The 15,564-nt window shown below is 67.8% G+C and carries 17 protein-coding genes; 15 read left to right on the top strand and 2 right to left on the bottom strand.

Features of this window, described 5'->3' with window-relative positions:
• Positions 1-138 precede the first annotated feature (138 nt).
• From rplU to ACW175_RS22275, 3 genes are all read left to right on the top strand, one after another.
• Positions 139-711: a 50S ribosomal protein L21 gene (gene rplU / locus ACW175_RS22265; protein ID WP_492102102.1), complete on the top strand. Its 573-nt coding sequence runs from the start codon at positions 139-141 to the stop codon at positions 709-711.
• Between the two features lie 31 nt (positions 712-742).
• On the top strand, positions 743-1,012 hold the full coding sequence (gene rpmA, locus ACW175_RS22270; RefSeq protein WP_099581738.1) for a 50S ribosomal protein L27: 270 nt from the start codon (positions 743-745) through the stop codon (positions 1,010-1,012).
• A gap of 194 nt (positions 1,013-1,206) precedes the next feature.
• A complete protein-coding gene (locus tag ACW175_RS22275) occupies positions 1,207-1,740 on the top strand; it encodes a GNAT family N-acetyltransferase (protein ID WP_492102103.1) in 534 nt (177 codons plus the stop codon).
• 32 nt (positions 1,741-1,772) lie between these two features.
• On the opposite strand, the gene ACW175_RS22280 is transcribed toward ACW175_RS22275, so the two are convergent.
• Complete coding sequence (locus ACW175_RS22280) at positions 1,773-2,699, bottom strand: hypothetical protein (protein WP_492105031.1); 927 nt, start codon at positions 2,697-2,699, stop codon at positions 1,773-1,775.
• A gap of 250 nt (positions 2,700-2,949) precedes the next feature.
• On the opposite strand from ACW175_RS22280, the gene obgE reads away from it, so the two are divergent.
• The 10 genes from obgE (at position 2,950) to ACW175_RS22330 (ending at position 12,089) form a co-directional block, all read left to right on the top strand.
• Complete coding sequence (gene obgE / locus ACW175_RS22285) at positions 2,950-4,014, top strand: GTPase ObgE (RefSeq protein WP_492102104.1); 1,065 nt, start codon at positions 2,950-2,952, stop codon at positions 4,012-4,014.
• Positions 4,011-5,141 (top strand): glutamate 5-kinase, encoded by a 1,131-nt coding sequence (gene proB, locus ACW175_RS22290; protein ID WP_492102105.1) that lies wholly within the window; start codon positions 4,011-4,013, stop codon positions 5,139-5,141. The genes obgE and proB overlap by 4 nt, the downstream gene beginning before the upstream one ends.
• 21 nt (positions 5,142-5,162) lie before the next feature.
• Entirely contained in the window at positions 5,163-6,695 is a 1,533-nt protein-coding gene (locus ACW175_RS22295; RefSeq protein WP_492102106.1) for a UbiD family decarboxylase, read from the top strand.
• 38 nt (positions 6,696-6,733) lie between these two features.
• Positions 6,734-7,000 carry an AbrB/MazE/SpoVT family DNA-binding domain-containing protein gene (locus ACW175_RS22300; RefSeq protein WP_492102107.1) on the top strand — a complete coding sequence of 89 codons (267 nt, stop codon included), beginning with the start codon at positions 6,734-6,736 and terminating at the stop codon, positions 6,998-7,000.
• Entirely contained in the window at positions 6,994-7,314 is a 321-nt protein-coding gene (locus ACW175_RS22305) for a type II toxin-antitoxin system PemK/MazF family toxin (RefSeq protein ID WP_492102108.1), read from the top strand. Before ACW175_RS22300 ends, ACW175_RS22305 begins: the two co-directional genes overlap by 7 nt.
• 44 nt (positions 7,315-7,358) lie before the next feature.
• Positions 7,359-9,194: a M14 family metallopeptidase gene (locus ACW175_RS22310; RefSeq protein ID WP_492102109.1), complete on the top strand. Its 1,836-nt coding sequence runs from the start codon at positions 7,359-7,361 to the stop codon at positions 9,192-9,194.
• 86 nt (positions 9,195-9,280) lie between these two features.
• Positions 9,281-9,682 carry an MAPEG family protein gene (locus tag ACW175_RS22315; protein ID WP_492102110.1) on the top strand — a complete coding sequence of 134 codons (402 nt, stop codon included), beginning with the start codon at positions 9,281-9,283 and terminating at the stop codon, positions 9,680-9,682.
• Positions 9,683-9,727: 45 nt separating this feature from the next.
• Complete coding sequence (locus tag ACW175_RS22320; protein WP_492102111.1) at positions 9,728-11,059, top strand: TldD/PmbA family protein; 1,332 nt, start codon at positions 9,728-9,730, stop codon at positions 11,057-11,059.
• On the top strand, positions 11,056-11,835 hold the full coding sequence (locus ACW175_RS22325; protein ID WP_492102112.1) for a 3'(2'),5'-bisphosphate nucleotidase CysQ: 780 nt from the start codon (positions 11,056-11,058) through the stop codon (positions 11,833-11,835). Before ACW175_RS22320 ends, ACW175_RS22325 begins: the two co-directional genes overlap by 4 nt.
• Before the next feature lie 20 nt (positions 11,836-11,855).
• Entirely contained in the window at positions 11,856-12,089 is a 234-nt protein-coding gene (locus tag ACW175_RS22330) for a DUF4170 domain-containing protein (protein WP_492102113.1), read from the top strand.
• 132 nt (positions 12,090-12,221) lie between these two features.
• Here the strand turns inward: ACW175_RS22330 and ACW175_RS22335 are convergent, their stop codons facing one another.
• Positions 12,222-12,887, bottom strand: a complete 666-nt coding sequence (locus ACW175_RS22335) for a fused DSP-PTPase phosphatase/NAD kinase-like protein (RefSeq protein WP_492102114.1) — start codon at positions 12,885-12,887, stop codon at positions 12,222-12,224.
• Between the two features lie 144 nt (positions 12,888-13,031).
• On the opposite strand from ACW175_RS22335, the gene ACW175_RS22340 reads away from it, so the two are divergent.
• Positions 13,032-14,852: an ABC transporter ATP-binding protein gene (locus ACW175_RS22340; RefSeq protein WP_492102115.1), complete on the top strand. Its 1,821-nt coding sequence runs from the start codon at positions 13,032-13,034 to the stop codon at positions 14,850-14,852.
• On the top strand, positions 14,849-15,550 hold the full coding sequence (locus ACW175_RS22345; RefSeq protein ID WP_492102116.1) for a lysophospholipid acyltransferase family protein: 702 nt from the start codon (positions 14,849-14,851) through the stop codon (positions 15,548-15,550). Before ACW175_RS22340 ends, ACW175_RS22345 begins: the two co-directional genes overlap by 4 nt.
• Positions 15,551-15,564 lie beyond the last annotated feature (14 nt).

The raw sequence follows: 15,564 nt of genomic DNA on the forward strand, positions 1-15,564 counted from the left end.
AGCGCCGTGTCGTCGGATTCCGGCCCAACGGCGTTGACTCCCGCCCTTCTGGCTGTATAAGTCGCGCCCTCTTCGCCCGCCGGGTTTCCGAGCGGGCGTTCCCTATTTTGCGAACGCACGTTTTTAAGGCGCTAACCTATGTACGCGGTGATCAAAACCGGCGGCAAGCAGTACCGGGTTCAAGCCGGCGACCTGCTGGTTGTCGAAAAGCTCGAAGGTGAACCCGGCGCTGCCGTGGCCTTCGGTGAAGTCCTGATGCTTGGCGAAGGCGAGGCCGTGACGGTCGGCGCCCCTACCGTGGACGGCGCTGTCGTCTCCGGGACCCTGCTCGAAACCCGCAAGGGCGAGAAGGTGAAGATCTTCAAGAAGATCCGTCGCCAGGGCTATCGCCGCACCCGCGGTCACCGCCAGTTCGAATCCGTCGTGCGCGTCACGTCGGTCGTCGGCGCTGGCCTGGAAGCCAAGTGGGAAGGCGCGATCGACCTGACCCCGAAGGTCATCCTGAACGCCCGCGCTCGCGGCCTCGGCGACGCCGCCGTTCCGGCCACGATCCCGACCGGCTCGACCGAAGCGGCTCCGGCTGCTCCGAAGAAGGCCGCCAAGGCTCCGAAGGCTGTTGACGTCGCCGCCGAGCCGGCCGCCGAAGCCGCCCCGAAAAAGAAGGCCGCCCCTAAGAAGGCAGCCGCCACCACGGAGGAAGGCGAAGCCTAAGGGCGACGCCTTCTAAAGGTAGGAGAGCAAGATGGCTCACAAGAAATCAGGCGGCTCGTCCAGCAACGGTCGCGACTCAGAGTCGAAGCGCCTTGGCGTGAAGAAGTTCGGCGGCGAGAAGGTTCTCGCCGGCAACATCCTCGTGCGTCAGCGCGGCACGAAGTTCTACCCGGGCGCCAATGTCGGCATCGGCAAGGACCACACCCTCTTTGCCCTCGTGCAAGGCGCCGTGGGCTTCGTGACCAAGAAGCATGACCGCACGTACGTGACGGTGACCCCGGCCGCGCAACCGGCCGAGTAAGCACGAACCAGAGTTTCTTCGGATCGTGCTTCTCACTCAGAAGACGATCCGGACAGACGATCTCTAGCGGGGAGTCCGGAACGCCGGACTCCCCGCTTTTGTTTTGTCTCGCCGCCCAGGAAAAGCAAAAGCTTCGCCATGGCGGCGTCACGGTCTCCAATCAGAAGGGGCCGGAAGAACTCTGGGAGGCGCCGATGTGCGTCATCGAAGAAAGACCTGTCATCGAGACCCAGCGGCTGACGCTGCGCGCGCCGGCCAAGGCCGACGTCGAGCGCGTGGCGGCCTTCTGCGTCGATCATGATGTGGCGCGCATGACCACCCGCATGCCCGCGCCCTACACCCGCGGCCACGCCGAGGATTTCGTGGCCCGCTGCGGCACCCAGGACCGCTCGCGCGACAACACCTTCGCCATCGAACTGGCCGACGAGGGCCTGATCGGGGTCATCGGCATGTTCACCACGCCGGAGGCTCGGGTCGAACTGGGCTACTGGATCGGCCGGCCCTACTGGGGGCGCGGCTACGCCACCGAGGCCGCTCGCGGCGCGCTGGACTGGGCTCGCTCGGCCTGGAAGAAGCGCTATGTCGTGGCCGGCCATTTCGCCGACAACGACGCGTCAGGGCGGGTGCTGGTCAAGGCCGGCTTCCTGTACACCGGCGTCGTCGAGCACAAGCCCTCGATCGCGCGCGGCGAACTGGCGGCGACGCGGATGATGGTGTGGCTGGCTTAGGATGCTCCCCCGTGTACGGGGGAGGATCTAGTTTAAGCCGCCCGGTGGGTGTGGATCACCTTCTGCGGGCCTTCGCGGAAGCGCTTCTCGGCCGTGATGATCCGCTCGCACAGAGCGTCCAGGTCCGACAGTAGCGAATAGGTCGCGTAGATGGGGATTTCCATCAGCGCCACCTGCGCGCGCGGCATGAACTCGGTGTATTTCTTCCATGAGATATGGGCGTCGCGCGCGCTTGTCGCGCGCTGGCCCAGCGGGTTCCACAGGTCCAGGTCCATCAGCTCGTCGCGGCACTGCTTCATGACCGGCAGGGCGATGTAGAGGAACAGGAAAGTCGGGGTGGCGGCGCGGCCGAACTGCGGCTGAACCTGCAGGTGCCAGATGCGGTAGGCCTCGAAGAAGCCCGCCTTGCGGGCCGGATCCGGCGGCAGCCAGGTGGCTTGATCGTTGATGAGGTCGTTGGCGGTGCTGGACCGCTTGACCAGTTCGTCGGCGGAGGTGCCGGCCGGCATGGTCTTGGACAGGGCCGAAACCGGAATGGCCAGCTTGCGGGCGACGTCGGTGAAGGCCACGGCCCGGCCGGCCATCGGCGTGAACTGGCCGAACGACGGCGCGCCGGGCGTGCTGGCGCGTTTGGCGGCGGCGGTCTTGTGCAGCAGCAGCTGTTCTTCACGCTGCTGTTCCGCGCGCAAGCGGTCGAATTCGATCTCGTGGGCGGCCTGTTCCTCGGCCGTCATCCATTTGGCGCGTCCGGGCCCATAGGTGCGCTCGTAGCGATTCAGCAGGACCAAGGTGTGGTCGCTGGACGGGCGCAGGCCGACTTCGGCGACGAACGTCTTGAACTCGCGCCACTGCGGCGCGATGCCGGTGCCTCGCCCGATCAAGATGTTGCGGTGGACCGAGGCCTCGACGCTATACTTGCGATGAAGCTCCTGCGTCGACAAATCGCGCAGATCCTTCATCAGTAAGGCGTTGCTGTCTTCTACCGTAGCCAAGGTCAGCCTCCTACTCCGCCGAAGAGAAACGGCGGTTACGCTGCCAAGACACTTTGTCGCACTATGTGTTTTAACATTTCGTCACGATGACGAACAGCGGTGACGCTTTTAACGCGACCAAGCGTCACGGTTTGAAAAGCCGGTGTGGTGGGCCTGCGTGAAGGCCGTGAGGCCATTTTGGCTCGACGCATGGGACGCCTTGGGACTAAAGAGCGCCATGAAATTCTTGGACCAATGCAAGATCTACATCCGCTCGGGTAACGGCGGCGGCGGGTCGGTGTCGTTCCGCCGCGAGAAGTACATCGAGTACGGCGGCCCGGACGGCGGCGACGGTGGTCGCGGCGGCGACGTGTGGATCGAGGCCGTCGAAGGCCTCAACACCCTGATCGACTACCGCTACCAGCAGCACTTCAAGGCCGGCACGGGCATCCACGGCATGGGTCGCGCGCGCCACGGCGCCGCCGGCGACGACGTGCTGCTGAAGGTTCCGGTGGGCACCGAGATCCTCGAGGAGGACAAGGAAACCCTGATCGCCGACCTCGACCACGCGGGCGCGCGCCTGCTGCTGGCCAAGGGCGGCAACGGCGGCTGGGGCAACCTGCACTTCAAGGGCCCGGTGAACCAGGCGCCGAAATACGCCAATCCCGGCCAGGAAGGCGAGGAGCGCTGGATCTGGCTGCGGCTGAAGCTGATCGCCGACGTCGGCCTGGTCGGCCTGCCCAACGCCGGCAAGTCGACCTTCCTGGCCGCCGCCAGCGCCGCCAAGCCGAAGATCGCAGACTATCCGTTCACCACCCTGACCCCGAACCTCGGCGTCGTGGACCTGTCGAGCGACGAGCGCTTCGTCATCGCCGACATCCCCGGGCTGATCGAAGGCGCCTCGGAAGGCGCGGGCCTGGGCACCCGCTTCCTGGGCCACGTCGAGCGTTCGGCCACCCTGATTCACCTGATCGACGGCACGCAGGACGATATCGCCGGTGCCTGGACCACGATCCGGGGTGAGCTGGAAGCCTATGGCGAGGATCTCGCCGACAAGTCCGAGATCCTGGCTCTGAATAAGATCGACGCCCTCGACGAGGAAACCCTCGCCGAGAAGGTGGCCCAACTGACCGAGGTCTCCGGCATCAAGCCTTTCCTGGTGTCGGGCGTCTCGGGCCAGGGCGTCACCGAACTGCTGCGCGCCGCCTATCGCCAGGTCCGCATCCGTCGCGGCGACCTCGAGGAAGAGATCGACGAGGACGAAGACCATATCGAGGAGACCCCCGGGGGCTGGACGCCGTGAGCCAGGCCGCCGAGGCGTTTTCCAGCGCCCGCCGCATCGTCTTCAAGGTCGGCTCGGCCCTGCTGGTCGACGCCGAAACCGGCCGCGCAAACCACGCCTGGCTCGAGGCGTTCTGCGCCGACGCGGCCGCCCTGCGCGACGCGGGCAAGCAGGTGCTGGTGGTCTCGTCGGGCGCCGTGGCCCTGGGGCGCCGTCGCCTGGGCCTGACCGGCCGCAAGGCGACCCTGCCGGAGAAGCAGGCCGCCGCGGCCGCCGGCCAGTCCCTGCTGATGCGCGCCTGGGAGGAGGCCTTCGAACCGCACGGCGTCGGCGTCGCTCAGATCCTGCTGACCCGCGACGACACCGAGATGCGTCGCCGCTGGCTGAACGCCCGCGCCACCACCGAGACCCTGATGGGCCTGGGCGTGGTGCCGGTGGTCAACGAGAACGATACGGTCGTCACCGAAGAGATCCGCTACGGCGACAACGACCGCCTGGCCGCCCGCGTGGCCCAGATGGCCGGCGCCGACCTTCTGGTGCTGCTGTCCGACATCGACGGCCTCTACACCGCCGATCCGCGCAAGAACCCGGACGCCGCGCACATCCCGCTGGTCAGCGAGATCACGCTTGAGATCGCCGGCATGGCCGAGGGCGCCAACGCCGCGGCGGGGGTCGGGACTGGCGGCATGGCGACCAAGATCGCCGCCGCCCGCATCGCCCGCGCCGCCGGCTGCGCCACGCTCATTACGCTGGGCTCGCGCCCCCGTCCGCTGGCCGCCATCGCCGACGGCGAGAAGGCCACGCTGATCGAGGCCAACGCCTCGCCGGCCGCCGCCTACAAGGCCTGGATCGCCGGCTCGCTGGCCCCGCAGGGCTGGGTGACGGTCGACGCCGGCGCCGCCAAGGCCCTGGCCTCGGGCAAGAGCCTGCTGTCGGCCGGGGTCCGCGCCATCGAGGGTCCGTTCGAGAAGGGCGACGCCGTCCGCGTGCGCGACGAGACCGGCCGCGAGGTCGCCCGCGGCCTCGTCCGCTACGACAGCGCCGACGCCCACCGCATCGCCGGCCTGCGCTCCGACGCCATCGAGGCCGAACTCGGATTTACCGAAGGTCCGATGATCCACGCCGACGATCTAGCCGTAGCTAACTAGACCGCACGCACGAGTATCCCCATGGCCTACCGATCCCTCCGCGAATTCATCAACGTCCTGGAGGCCAAGGGCGAGCTGGTCCGCGTCAAGGAGCCGGTTTCGACCGTACTGGAGATGACCGAGATCCAGACGCGCCTGCTGGCCACGGGCGGCCCCGCCGTACTGTTCGAGCACGTGCTGCTGCCCGACGGCAGCCGCTCGGCTATGCCGGCCCTGGCCAACCTGTTCGGCACCGTCAAGCGCGTGGCCATGGGCGTGACCCTGGGCGGCGAGCCGCGCGAGACAGCCGGCGAGCTGCGCGAAGTGGGCGAACTTCTGGCCTTCCTGCGCCAGCCCGCCCCGCCGAAGGGGCTGAAGGACGCCCTGGACATGCTGCCCCTGGCCAAGACCGTGATGGCCATGCGGCCGGGCACGGTGAAGAAGGCCCCGGTGCAGGAAATCGTCCTGACCGGCGACCAGATCGACCTGACCAAGCTGCCGGTCCAGACCTGCTGGCCGGGCGAGCCGGCGCCGCTGATCACCTGGCCGCTGGTCGTCACCAAGGGTCCGGGCAAGGACCGCGAGGACGACTTCAACCTCGGCATCTACCGCATGCAGGTGCTGGGCAAGGACCGCTGCATCATGCGCTGGCTGGCCCATCGCGGCGGCGCCCAGCACTACGCCCGCCACAAGAAGGCCGGAAACAAGGATCCCCTGCCCGCCTGCGCCGTGCTGGGCGCGGATCCCGGCACGATCCTGGCGGCCGTGACGCCGGTGCCCGACACGCTGTCCGAGTACCAGTTCGCCGGCCTGCTGCGCGGCGCCAAGGTCGACCTCGTGCCGGCCAAGACCGTGCCGCTGATGGTCCCAGCCCACGCCGAGATCGTCATCGAGGGCCACGTCCTGCTGGACGAATACGAGGATGAAGGTCCCTACGGCGACCACACCGGCTACTACAACAGCGTCGAGAAGTTCCCGGTCTTCCAGGTGACCGCGATCACCATGCGCAAGGACCCGATCTATCTGACCACCTTCACCGGCCGGCCGCCGGACGAGCCCTCGGTGCTGGGCGAGGCGCTGAACGAGGTGTTCATCCCGCTGATCCGCCAGCAGTTTCCCGAGATCGTCGACTTCTGGCTGCCGCCCGAGGGCTGCAGCTACCGCATCGCCGTGGTCTCGATGAAGAAGGCCTATCCCGGCCACGCCAAGCGCGTGATGCTGGGCGTCTGGAGCTATCTGCGCCAGTTCATGTACACCAAGTGGGTAATCGTCGTGGACCACGACATCAACGCCCGCGACTGGAAGGACGTGATGTGGGCGATCAGCACCAAGATGGATCCCGCCCGGGACATCACGGTGATCGAGCACACCCCAATCGACTATCTGGACTTCGCTTCCCCCGAGAGCGGCCTCGGCTCCAAGATCGGCCTCGACGCCACCGACAAGTGGCCGCCCGAGACCAAGCGCGAATGGGGCGAAGAGATCCGCATGGACCAGAGCGTGGTCGACGCCGTCAGCGAGAAGTGGGCGCGGCTGGGCCTGCCGGGGGACGGGACGCCCATCTGGAAAAAATAAGCCCGGCGTGTTATTACTCCGTTCTAACGGAGAAGGTCATGTCCTCGGCTATCCGCAAGATCGGTAACTCAGCAGGCGTCATCCTGCCCAAGCCGGTGCTGGAGACGCTCGGCGCCAAGCTGGGCGACCGCATCGAGTTCGTGGCGGAGGACGGTCGCGTCTTCCTTTCGCCCGTGACCGCGGATCCTCGCGCCGGCTGGGAAGAAGACTCCAAGCGCCTGGGCGCCCTCGGCTTGACCGAAGAAGATCGTGAATGGCTGGAGGCGCCGCTCACCAGCGAAGCCGACAAGGACTGGGAATGGTGAAGCGCGGCGAGGTCTGGCTGACCCGCCTCGATCCAACCGAGGGCAGTGAGATCCGCAAGACTCGTCCGTGCGTGATCGTCTCGCCAGACCGCTTGAGCCACCACGACATCTTCATCGTCGCGCCGATGAGTTCGGGCGACGCCAAGGCGCGCTTTCGCGTTGAGGTCGTCTTCCAGGAAAAGGCCGGGAGAATTTTGCCCGATCAGATCAGATCGGTGGCGCGAAGCCGCTTGATCAGGCGGCTGGGCCGGCTGGACGACTCCGCGCTGGACCAGGTCCTTGGCGTCTTGCGCTTGATGTTCGAACCGGACTGATTAAGCCCTTGCCCTCGACTGGCTGTCGGACAAGGACGATAGCCATGCGGAACATCCTGCGCCTCGCGGCGATCGCCGTCCTGTCATCGAGCCCCGTCATGTCCCAGATCTCCTCGCCCTCCAGCAAAGCCCCCTGGGATCAACCCTTCCTGCCGCCGGCCCCGCACTGGCAGGGCGCCAGCCAGGCGCTGATCCGCGACACGTCCGATCCGTGGGTGACGGCGTTCGAGGCCGACGCCGAGCATGACTTCTCGCCCAACTATGTCGACACCCGCGCGTGGTTCGATCGCCTGGACAAGGCCAGCAAGCTGATCCGGGTCGAGGACTTCGGCGTGTCGCCGCAGGGCCGCGCGATCTTCGCGGTGATCGCCAGCAAGGATGGCGAGACGCTGGACCCGAAGAAGCCGCTGCTGCTGGTCCAGTGCGGCATCCACCCCGGCGAGATCGACGGCAAGGACGCCGGCATGATGCTGCTGCGGGACATGGCGTTTCACGGCAAGGACGGGCTGCTCGACAAGGTCAATCTGCTCCTGATCCCGATCCTGTCGGTCGACGGCCATGAACGGGCTTCGGCCTATTCGCGCCCCAACCAGCGCGGGCCGCGCATCCAGGGCTGGCGCAACACCGCCACCAACCAGAACCTCAACCGCGACTTCATGAAGCTGGACCAGCCGGAGATGCAGGCCCTCAAGCGTCTGCAGGCCAGGTACAGGGCCGATCTCTATGTCGACGTCCACGTGACCGACGGCCTGGACTACCAGTACGACGTCACCTACGGCTTCAACGGTGAGAACGGGGTCTGGAGCCGCTCGCCGGCGATCGCCCAGTGGCTGGACGACGTGCTCAAGCCGACCATGAACGCCAGCCTGGAGGCCGAGGGCCACATCCCGGGCGAACTAGTGTTCGGCGTCGATGACCAGGACCCCAAGGCTGGCTTCAACGACGGCGGCCTGGGCGAGCGTTTTTCGAACGGCTGGGGCGCGGCGGCCCACATCCCGACCATCCTGATCGAGAACCACAGCCTCAAGCCTCATGCCCAGCGCGTGCTCGGGACCTATGTCTTCATCGAGACAGCGCTGAAGCTGCTGGCTGACAAGGGCGGCGACCTACGCGCCGCCATCGCCGCCGACAGCGCCCTGCGTCCCGCCGAGATCCCGGCCAACTTCGTCTCCGACGACAAGCCCAGCTACACGCGCCACTTCAAGGGCATCAAGTACGAGACCTATGACAGCCCCGCCTCGGGCCGGAAGGAGATCCGCTGGCTGGGCGAGGCCGATCCGGAGCTCTGGCGGACGCCGTTCTACGGCTCGCACCCCACCCTGACCCTAGCGCGGCCCACGGCCTACTATGTGCCGGGCTACCGCGCCGACCTGATCGAGCGGCTGAAGCTGCACGGCGTGACGCTGGAGACCCTGACCGAGGACAAGACCCTCACGGTCGAGATGATCCGCCTGGTCGAGCCCAAGCTTGCCGACCGCGCCAACGAGGGCCACGTCCAGATCAGCGTCGACAAGGTCGTCCCGGAGACCCGCGCCTGGACCTTCCCGAAGGGCTCGATCCGCGTCCCGACCGACCAGCCGCTTGGCGACCTGATCGTGCTGCTGCTGGAGCCTCGGTCCGGCGAGAGCTTCTTCGCCTGGGGTATGGTCCCCGAGGTGCTGAGCCGCGTGGAATATATCGAGTCCTACGCCATTGCTCCGCTGGCCGAGAAGATGATGGCCGCCGACCCGAAGCTCAAAGCCGCGTTCGAGGCCAAGCTGGCCGCCGAGCCCGCGTTCGCCGCCGACCCGGAAGCGCGCCTGGCCTGGTTCTACGAACGCACGCCCTTCTACGACGACCACTATTTGCTTTATCCGATCGCCCGCGAAATCGCGCGATAGGCGGGTCGGGTTGCCGACCGGGGATCGAAGGGCTCATATGGCCCCTTCGCCGGGGGGCGGGTTGGTTTACTAGGGCTTGAGCTACCATGGACACGATTGCTTCGGGCCACGCCGCCGCGCTTTGGGCCGGCCTGCACCTTTTCCTGCTGCTGATCCTCTCGCTGCTGGTCGTGCGCCTGCGCCAGAAGCACAAGGTGGCACTGGGCGACGAAGGCATCCCGGAACTGGCCCGCGCCATCCGCGCCTTTGGCAACGCCACCGAGTACGTGCCGACCGGCATCGCGGCCCTGGCCGTGCTAGCCGTGGCCGGCGCCTCGCCGCTGGCCATCCACGTGGTCGGGTTCATCCTGTTCGCCGGCCGGGTGATCCACGCCTTCGGCCTTTCCACCAACGGCGGCGCCTCGATCGGGCGATCGGTTGGCATGGTGGCGACCTGGCTGGCCTACATCTTCGCCGGCGTGGCCCTGCTGCTGTCGGCGATAGGCTGAATTGACGCGCTTGCTCCTTCGGGGGCCGGTCGTCCATAAGACCGCATGGACGATAATCTGCTGCATGACGTGGTCGCCGCCGCGCGCAAGGCCGGGGCGGACGCCGCCGAAGCCGTCTTCGCCGAGCGCCAGTCGCTCTCCGTCTCGGTCCGCCTTGGCGAGCTGGAGGAAGTCGAGCGCGAGGAAGCCCGAGACCTGGGCCTGCGCGTCTTCATCGGCCAGCGCAGCGCCACCGTTTCCGGCTCCGACATCTCGCCCGAGGCGCGCGCCAAGCTGATCGAGCGCGCCGTGGCCATGGCCCGTCTGGCCCCGGAAGACCCCTATGCCAGCCTGGCGCCGCACGACCGCCTGGCCAAGGGACCGTTCCCCGAGCTGGACCTGATCGACGCCTACGAGCCCACCGCCGAGACCCTGGAAACCCAGGCGCGCCTGGCCGAAGAGCATGCCCGCGCGGTCAAGGGCGTGACCAATTCCGACGGCGGATCGGCCACCTGGTCGTCGTCGAAGTGGGGCCTGGTCACCACCGCCGGCTTCCACGGAACTCACGCGGCCACCGGCCACTCGATCTCGGCCTCGGCCATCGCCGGCGAGGGCGCGGGCATGGAACGCGGCGGCGAAGGCCGCTCCGCCCGCCACTTCGGCGACCTGCCGGCCGCCGGCGACATCGGCATGGAGGCCGGCCGCCAGGCGGTCGCGCGTCTTAACCCGCGCAAGATCGCCACGACCACCGCCCCGGTGATCTTCGAGAATCGCCTGGCCATGAGCCTGATCGGTCCCCTGCTGGGCGCGATCTCCGGACCGGCTATCACCCGCGGCGCCTCGTTCCTGAAAGACAAGCTGGGCCATCAGATCTTCGCCAAGGGCGTCAACCTTCTGGAAGACCCGCACCGCGTGCGCGGCTTGGGCTCGGCGCCGTTCGACGACGAAGGCGTGGAGACGGAAGCCCGCGCCCTGATCGACGACGGCGTCTTGACCACCTGGCTCCTGAACAGCTCCTCGGCCAAGCAATTGGGCCTGGTCACCACCGGCCACGCCTCGCGCGGCCTGGCGGGCCCTTCGGGCGTCTCCACGCACAACCTGACGCTCCAGCCGGGCGCGCGGGACCTAGCGGGGCTGATGCAGGACGCCGGGACGGGTCTTCTGGTGACCTCGATGTTCGGCCCCTCGCTGAACGGCAACACCGGCGACTGGTCCGTGGGCTGCTCGGGCGTCTGGTTCGAGAACGGCGAGAGCACCGGTCCCGTCACCGAGATCACCGTGGCCGGCAACCTGATCGACATCTACGCCCGCCTGATCCCGGGCTCGGACCTTCAGTTCCGAGGCGCCAGCAACAGTCCGTCGATCCTGGTTGACGCCCTGGCGATCGCGGGCAAATGAACGACCTGGACCTGATCCTCCGGGCGGCCAAGGAAGCGGGCGAGCTGGCGCTCTCGGCTCGCGAGGGCGGCCTGAAGATCTGGTCCAAGGAGGGCGGCTCGCCGGTGACCGACGCGGACCTCGCCGTCGACACCCTGCTGAAGACCGGACTCGGCGCCGAGCGCCCCGGCTACGGCTGGCTTTCGGAGGAGACGGCGGACGATCCTGCCCGCCTGACCACCCCGCGCCAGTTCGTCGTCGACCCGATCGACGGCACGGCGGCCTTCATGAAGGGCAAGCCGTGGTTCGCTGTCTCGATCGCCGTGGTCGAGAACGGCCAGCCCATCGCCGGCGTGGTCCATGCGCCCGCCCTCAACGAGACCTATGTGGCCACGGTCGACGGTCCGGCGACCCTGAACGGCGTCGTCATCGCACCCAGCGCCACCGCTCGCCTCGAAGGCTCGGCCATGCTGGGCGACGCCAAGATGTTCGCCCACCCGGCCTGGCGCGAGCCCTGGCCGGACATGCGGATCGAGAGCCGAAACTCGATCGCCTATCGCATGTGCCTGGTGGCCGCCGGGACCTTCGACGCCGCCATCGCCTTGTCGCCCAAGAGCGAGTGGGACGTCGCCGCCGCCGACCTGATCTGCCGCCGCGCCGGCGCCTGGCTCAGCGACCACAAGGGCCGCGATTTCGCCTATAATCGCCCCGTTCCGCTGGTTCCGAGCCTGGTTTGCGCCAATCGCGCGCTTGCGCCATTGATCCTGTCACGCGTCGGGCATATCGAGCTGCCATAAAACCAATTCCTCGCAGGAACTTGCTCCAAATGGTCGATAAGCAGCTTCTTCATATCGTGGTCGGTGGCGAACTGAAGGATGTCGCCGGCATCGAATTCCGCGACCTGTCCAAGGTCGAGTTCGTCGGCGCCTATCCCAGCTACGAAGACGCCCACAAGGCCTGGAAGGCCAAGGCCCAGGCGACCGTGGACAACGCCCACGCCCGCTACTTCATCATCCACGCGCACAAGCTGCTGGATCCGAGCGAGGGCTAAGGCCGCGCCAGCCCCCACCTGACCTGCTGCGCAGGTCTGTCCGCCCCCAAAGGGGTGGCGGAGAAAATCTCTCCTCCCCCTTCTGGGGGAGGGGGACCGCCGAAAGGCGGTGGAGGGGGTCGGCTCCGCCCCCTACTCCCGCCGCAGGATCCTGTCCGTCAGCACCTTTCCCAGCATCCCGGCGCGGAAGGTCTTCTTCATCGCCACGGGATCGTAGTCGTCGCTCTCGACCCATTCGCTGAACGTCAGCCCCTTGGGTTCGCCGACCTCCAGATATTGCTCGAACACATAGTCCAGCACGCCGGTGTTGCCGTGCTTGATGTGCAGGTAGCGCGGCGACAGCTGCTCCATCGCCTCGCGGATCGGCAGGCCCAGGCGATAGTGGGCGTAGAACACGCTCATGATCCCCGCCCGGTCCGCGCCCGACTTGCAGTGCATCAGGGCCGGATATTCGATCGTCTCGAACAATTCCTTCGCGCCGCGCACCCGCTCGCGGATCGGGACCTCGCGCGAGGTGATGGTGAAGTCGACGAAGTTCAGGCCCAGGCGCTCGCAGGCGTCCTTTTCCAGCGCGTAGAAGCTGCCGTCGAAGCCGCCGCGCAGGTTCACGATGGTCTTGATCCCGCGCCGCTTCCACCAGGCCAGCTGGAACGGCCAGGGCTGGTTGGCGCGGACCAGCTCGGGGCTGATCCAGTGGGCGTTGGAAAAGCCCAGCCGCAGATAGGCATGATCGTTCCACAGATAGTGGAGATAGGTCTTGAACCGGCCCCAGGGCGTGGCGAGGTCGAACTTGGCCAAGGCGATGGGATCCTTCGGAAACTCGCGGCCTAAGTAGGGGTATCGGCCCCGAAAGGCAAAAGCCGCCCTCATGGTGTCGCTTTTCGTGGGCAGTGCGTCCCGCAAGTCATTGACAGCCTTCGCACGAAATCCGACCCCTCCGCCATGACCACGCCGGACACTCAGCCCTCGAACCGCGCCCTGATGGGCCGGATGTGGCGTGAGTTCCTGAAAGCGCGCTGGAAGGGCCTGGCGGTTTCGGTCGTCAGCGCCGCCATCGTCGCCGCCCTCTCGGTCAAGCTGGCCAAGATCATCGAGCCGGCCATCGACCAGCTGATCACCCATCCGCGCGCCGGCGCGATCTGGGCCATTCCGCTGACCATCGCCGGCCTGGCCCTGGCGCGCGGCGTGTTCCAGGTCATCCAGGCCAATGTCATCAACCGTATCGGCAACGGCGTCGTGGGCGACATGCAGGTGCGGCTGTTCGGCCGCCTGGTCCGTTCCGATCTTCAGCGCCTGCGCGGCGCCCATTCGGGGTCCTACGTCGCCTCGGTGCTCTATGACGCCGGCCTGATCCGCGAGGCGGCGACGACGGGCGTGGTCAACTATGTCCGCGAAGCCCTGACCGTGATCGGCGCGTTGCTGGCGATGTTCAGCCTGGAGCCGATCCTGGCGGCCGGCGTGCTGGTCGTCGCGCCGCTGGCCAGCCTGATCATCCGCGGCTTCTCGAAGAAGACGACCAAGGCGGCCAAGGGCGCCATGGGCGAGACCTCCAATCTCTCGACCGCGATCATGGAGAGCCTGGACGGGGTCAAGATCGTCAAGATGGAGAACCGCGAGGCCTATGAGGAGGCGCGGGTCGCCGCCGTGGTCGCGCGACGCCAGCGCCACCTGATGAAGGGCAGCAACGCCCGCGCCATGGCCGCTCCGGCGACCGAAACCTTCACGACCTTCATCGTGGCCGTGGTGTTCGCCTATGCCGGCTGGCGGGCGACGACCGGCGCGCTGACGCTCGGCCCCTTCGCCCTGGCCCCGCTGACGGCCGGGGTGTTCTTCGCCTTCATGACCAGCCTGCTGATGGCCGCCCAGTCGCTGCGCCAGGTGGCCAACCTGCAAACCGTGTTCGCCGAGGGCCTGACCGCCGGCCGTCGCCTGTTCGCGGCCCTGGACGTCGCGCCGGCCATTGTCGACCCCGCCGACGCCAAGGCCCTGCCGGCCGGCGACAGCGCCATCGCGCTGGATCATGTGACCTTCTCGTACGGGTCCGAGATCCCGGCCCTGTCGGACGTCTCGATCGCGGCGCGCAAGGGCGAGACCGTCGCCCTGGTCGGCCCCTCGGGCGGTGGCAAGAGCTCGATCCTGAACCTGATCCCGCGCTTCTATGACGTCACGGCCGGCGCGGTGACCATCGACGGCCATGACGTGCGCTCCGTGACCTTGGCCAGCTTGCGCGACCGCATCGCCCTGGTCACCCAGGAGCCGTTCCTGTTCGACGACAGCATCCGCGCCAACATCGCCTATGCCCGTCCCGGCGCGAGCCAGCTGGAGATCGAGGCCGCCGCGCGCCAGGCCGCCGCGCACGACTTCATCCTGGAGCTGCCCGAGGGCTACGACACCGCCGTCGGCGAGGCCGGGGCGCGGCTGTCGGGCGGTCAGCGGCAACGCATCGCCATCGCCCGCGCCTTCCTGAAGGACGCCCCGATCCTGCTGCTGGACGAGGCCACCAGCGCGCTGGACACCGAGAGCGAGGCCCAGGTCCAGGCGGCGCTGGAGCGACTGATGGCTGGCCGCGCGACGATCCTGATCGCCCACCGCCTGTCGACCGTGAAGAACGCCGACCGCCTCTACGTGATCGAGAAGGGCCGCGTCGTCGAGACCGGGACCCACGCCGCACTGGTCCGCGCCGGCGGCCTCTACGCCCGCCTGGCCAAGGCCCAGGACCTCGACCACGTTCCGGAGACCCCCGCCCTGGAGAAGGACGCTTGAGACCTCTGCGTTCGCCGTTCGTGATCTGGCTGCTGTCCTCGCTGTTCGCCGGCTATTCCAAGGCGGTCTACGCCACCCTGCGGATGACCGAGGAGGGCCGCGAGCAGGCCGAGGCCGTCTGGGCGCGAGGCCGCGAGACCGGCGCCGGGGCGATCCTGTGCTTCTGGCACTCGCGCATCCCGATGTCGCCGCTCAGCTGGCCGCAGGACCTGGCCGTGCGCCAGGACATGCGCGCCCTGATCTCGCGATCCAACGACGGCGAGTTCATCGCCCGCACGGTCGAGAAGCTGGGCTTCCCCGCCATTCGCGGCTCGTCGGCGAAAAAGACGGACTTGGCCAAGAACAAGCACGGCGAGCAAGCCTTTCGCGACATGGTCCAGTGGGTCAGGGGCGGCGGCGGCATCGCCATCACCCCCGACGGCCCGCGCGGTCCCGCGGAGCACATGGAGAAGGGCACGCCGTCCCTGGCCCGCGTCACCGGCGCGCCGGTGATCTTCGTGGGTCTCGCCGCCAAACCCTGTCTCCGCCTGGGCTCGTGGGACCAGACCGTGATCCCCCTGCCCTTCGCCAAGGCCGCCATGGTCTGGGACGGTCCGACCGGGGCCGGACGGAGCGACGACGTCGACCAGCTGGTCGAAAGCTGGGCCGATCGCCTGTCGGCCGTCACCCGCCGCGCCGAACAGCTGGTGCAAGATTGATCCGAACCGCCCTT

Source organism: Caulobacter sp. FV1ye6ST, from assembly GCF_058681225.1.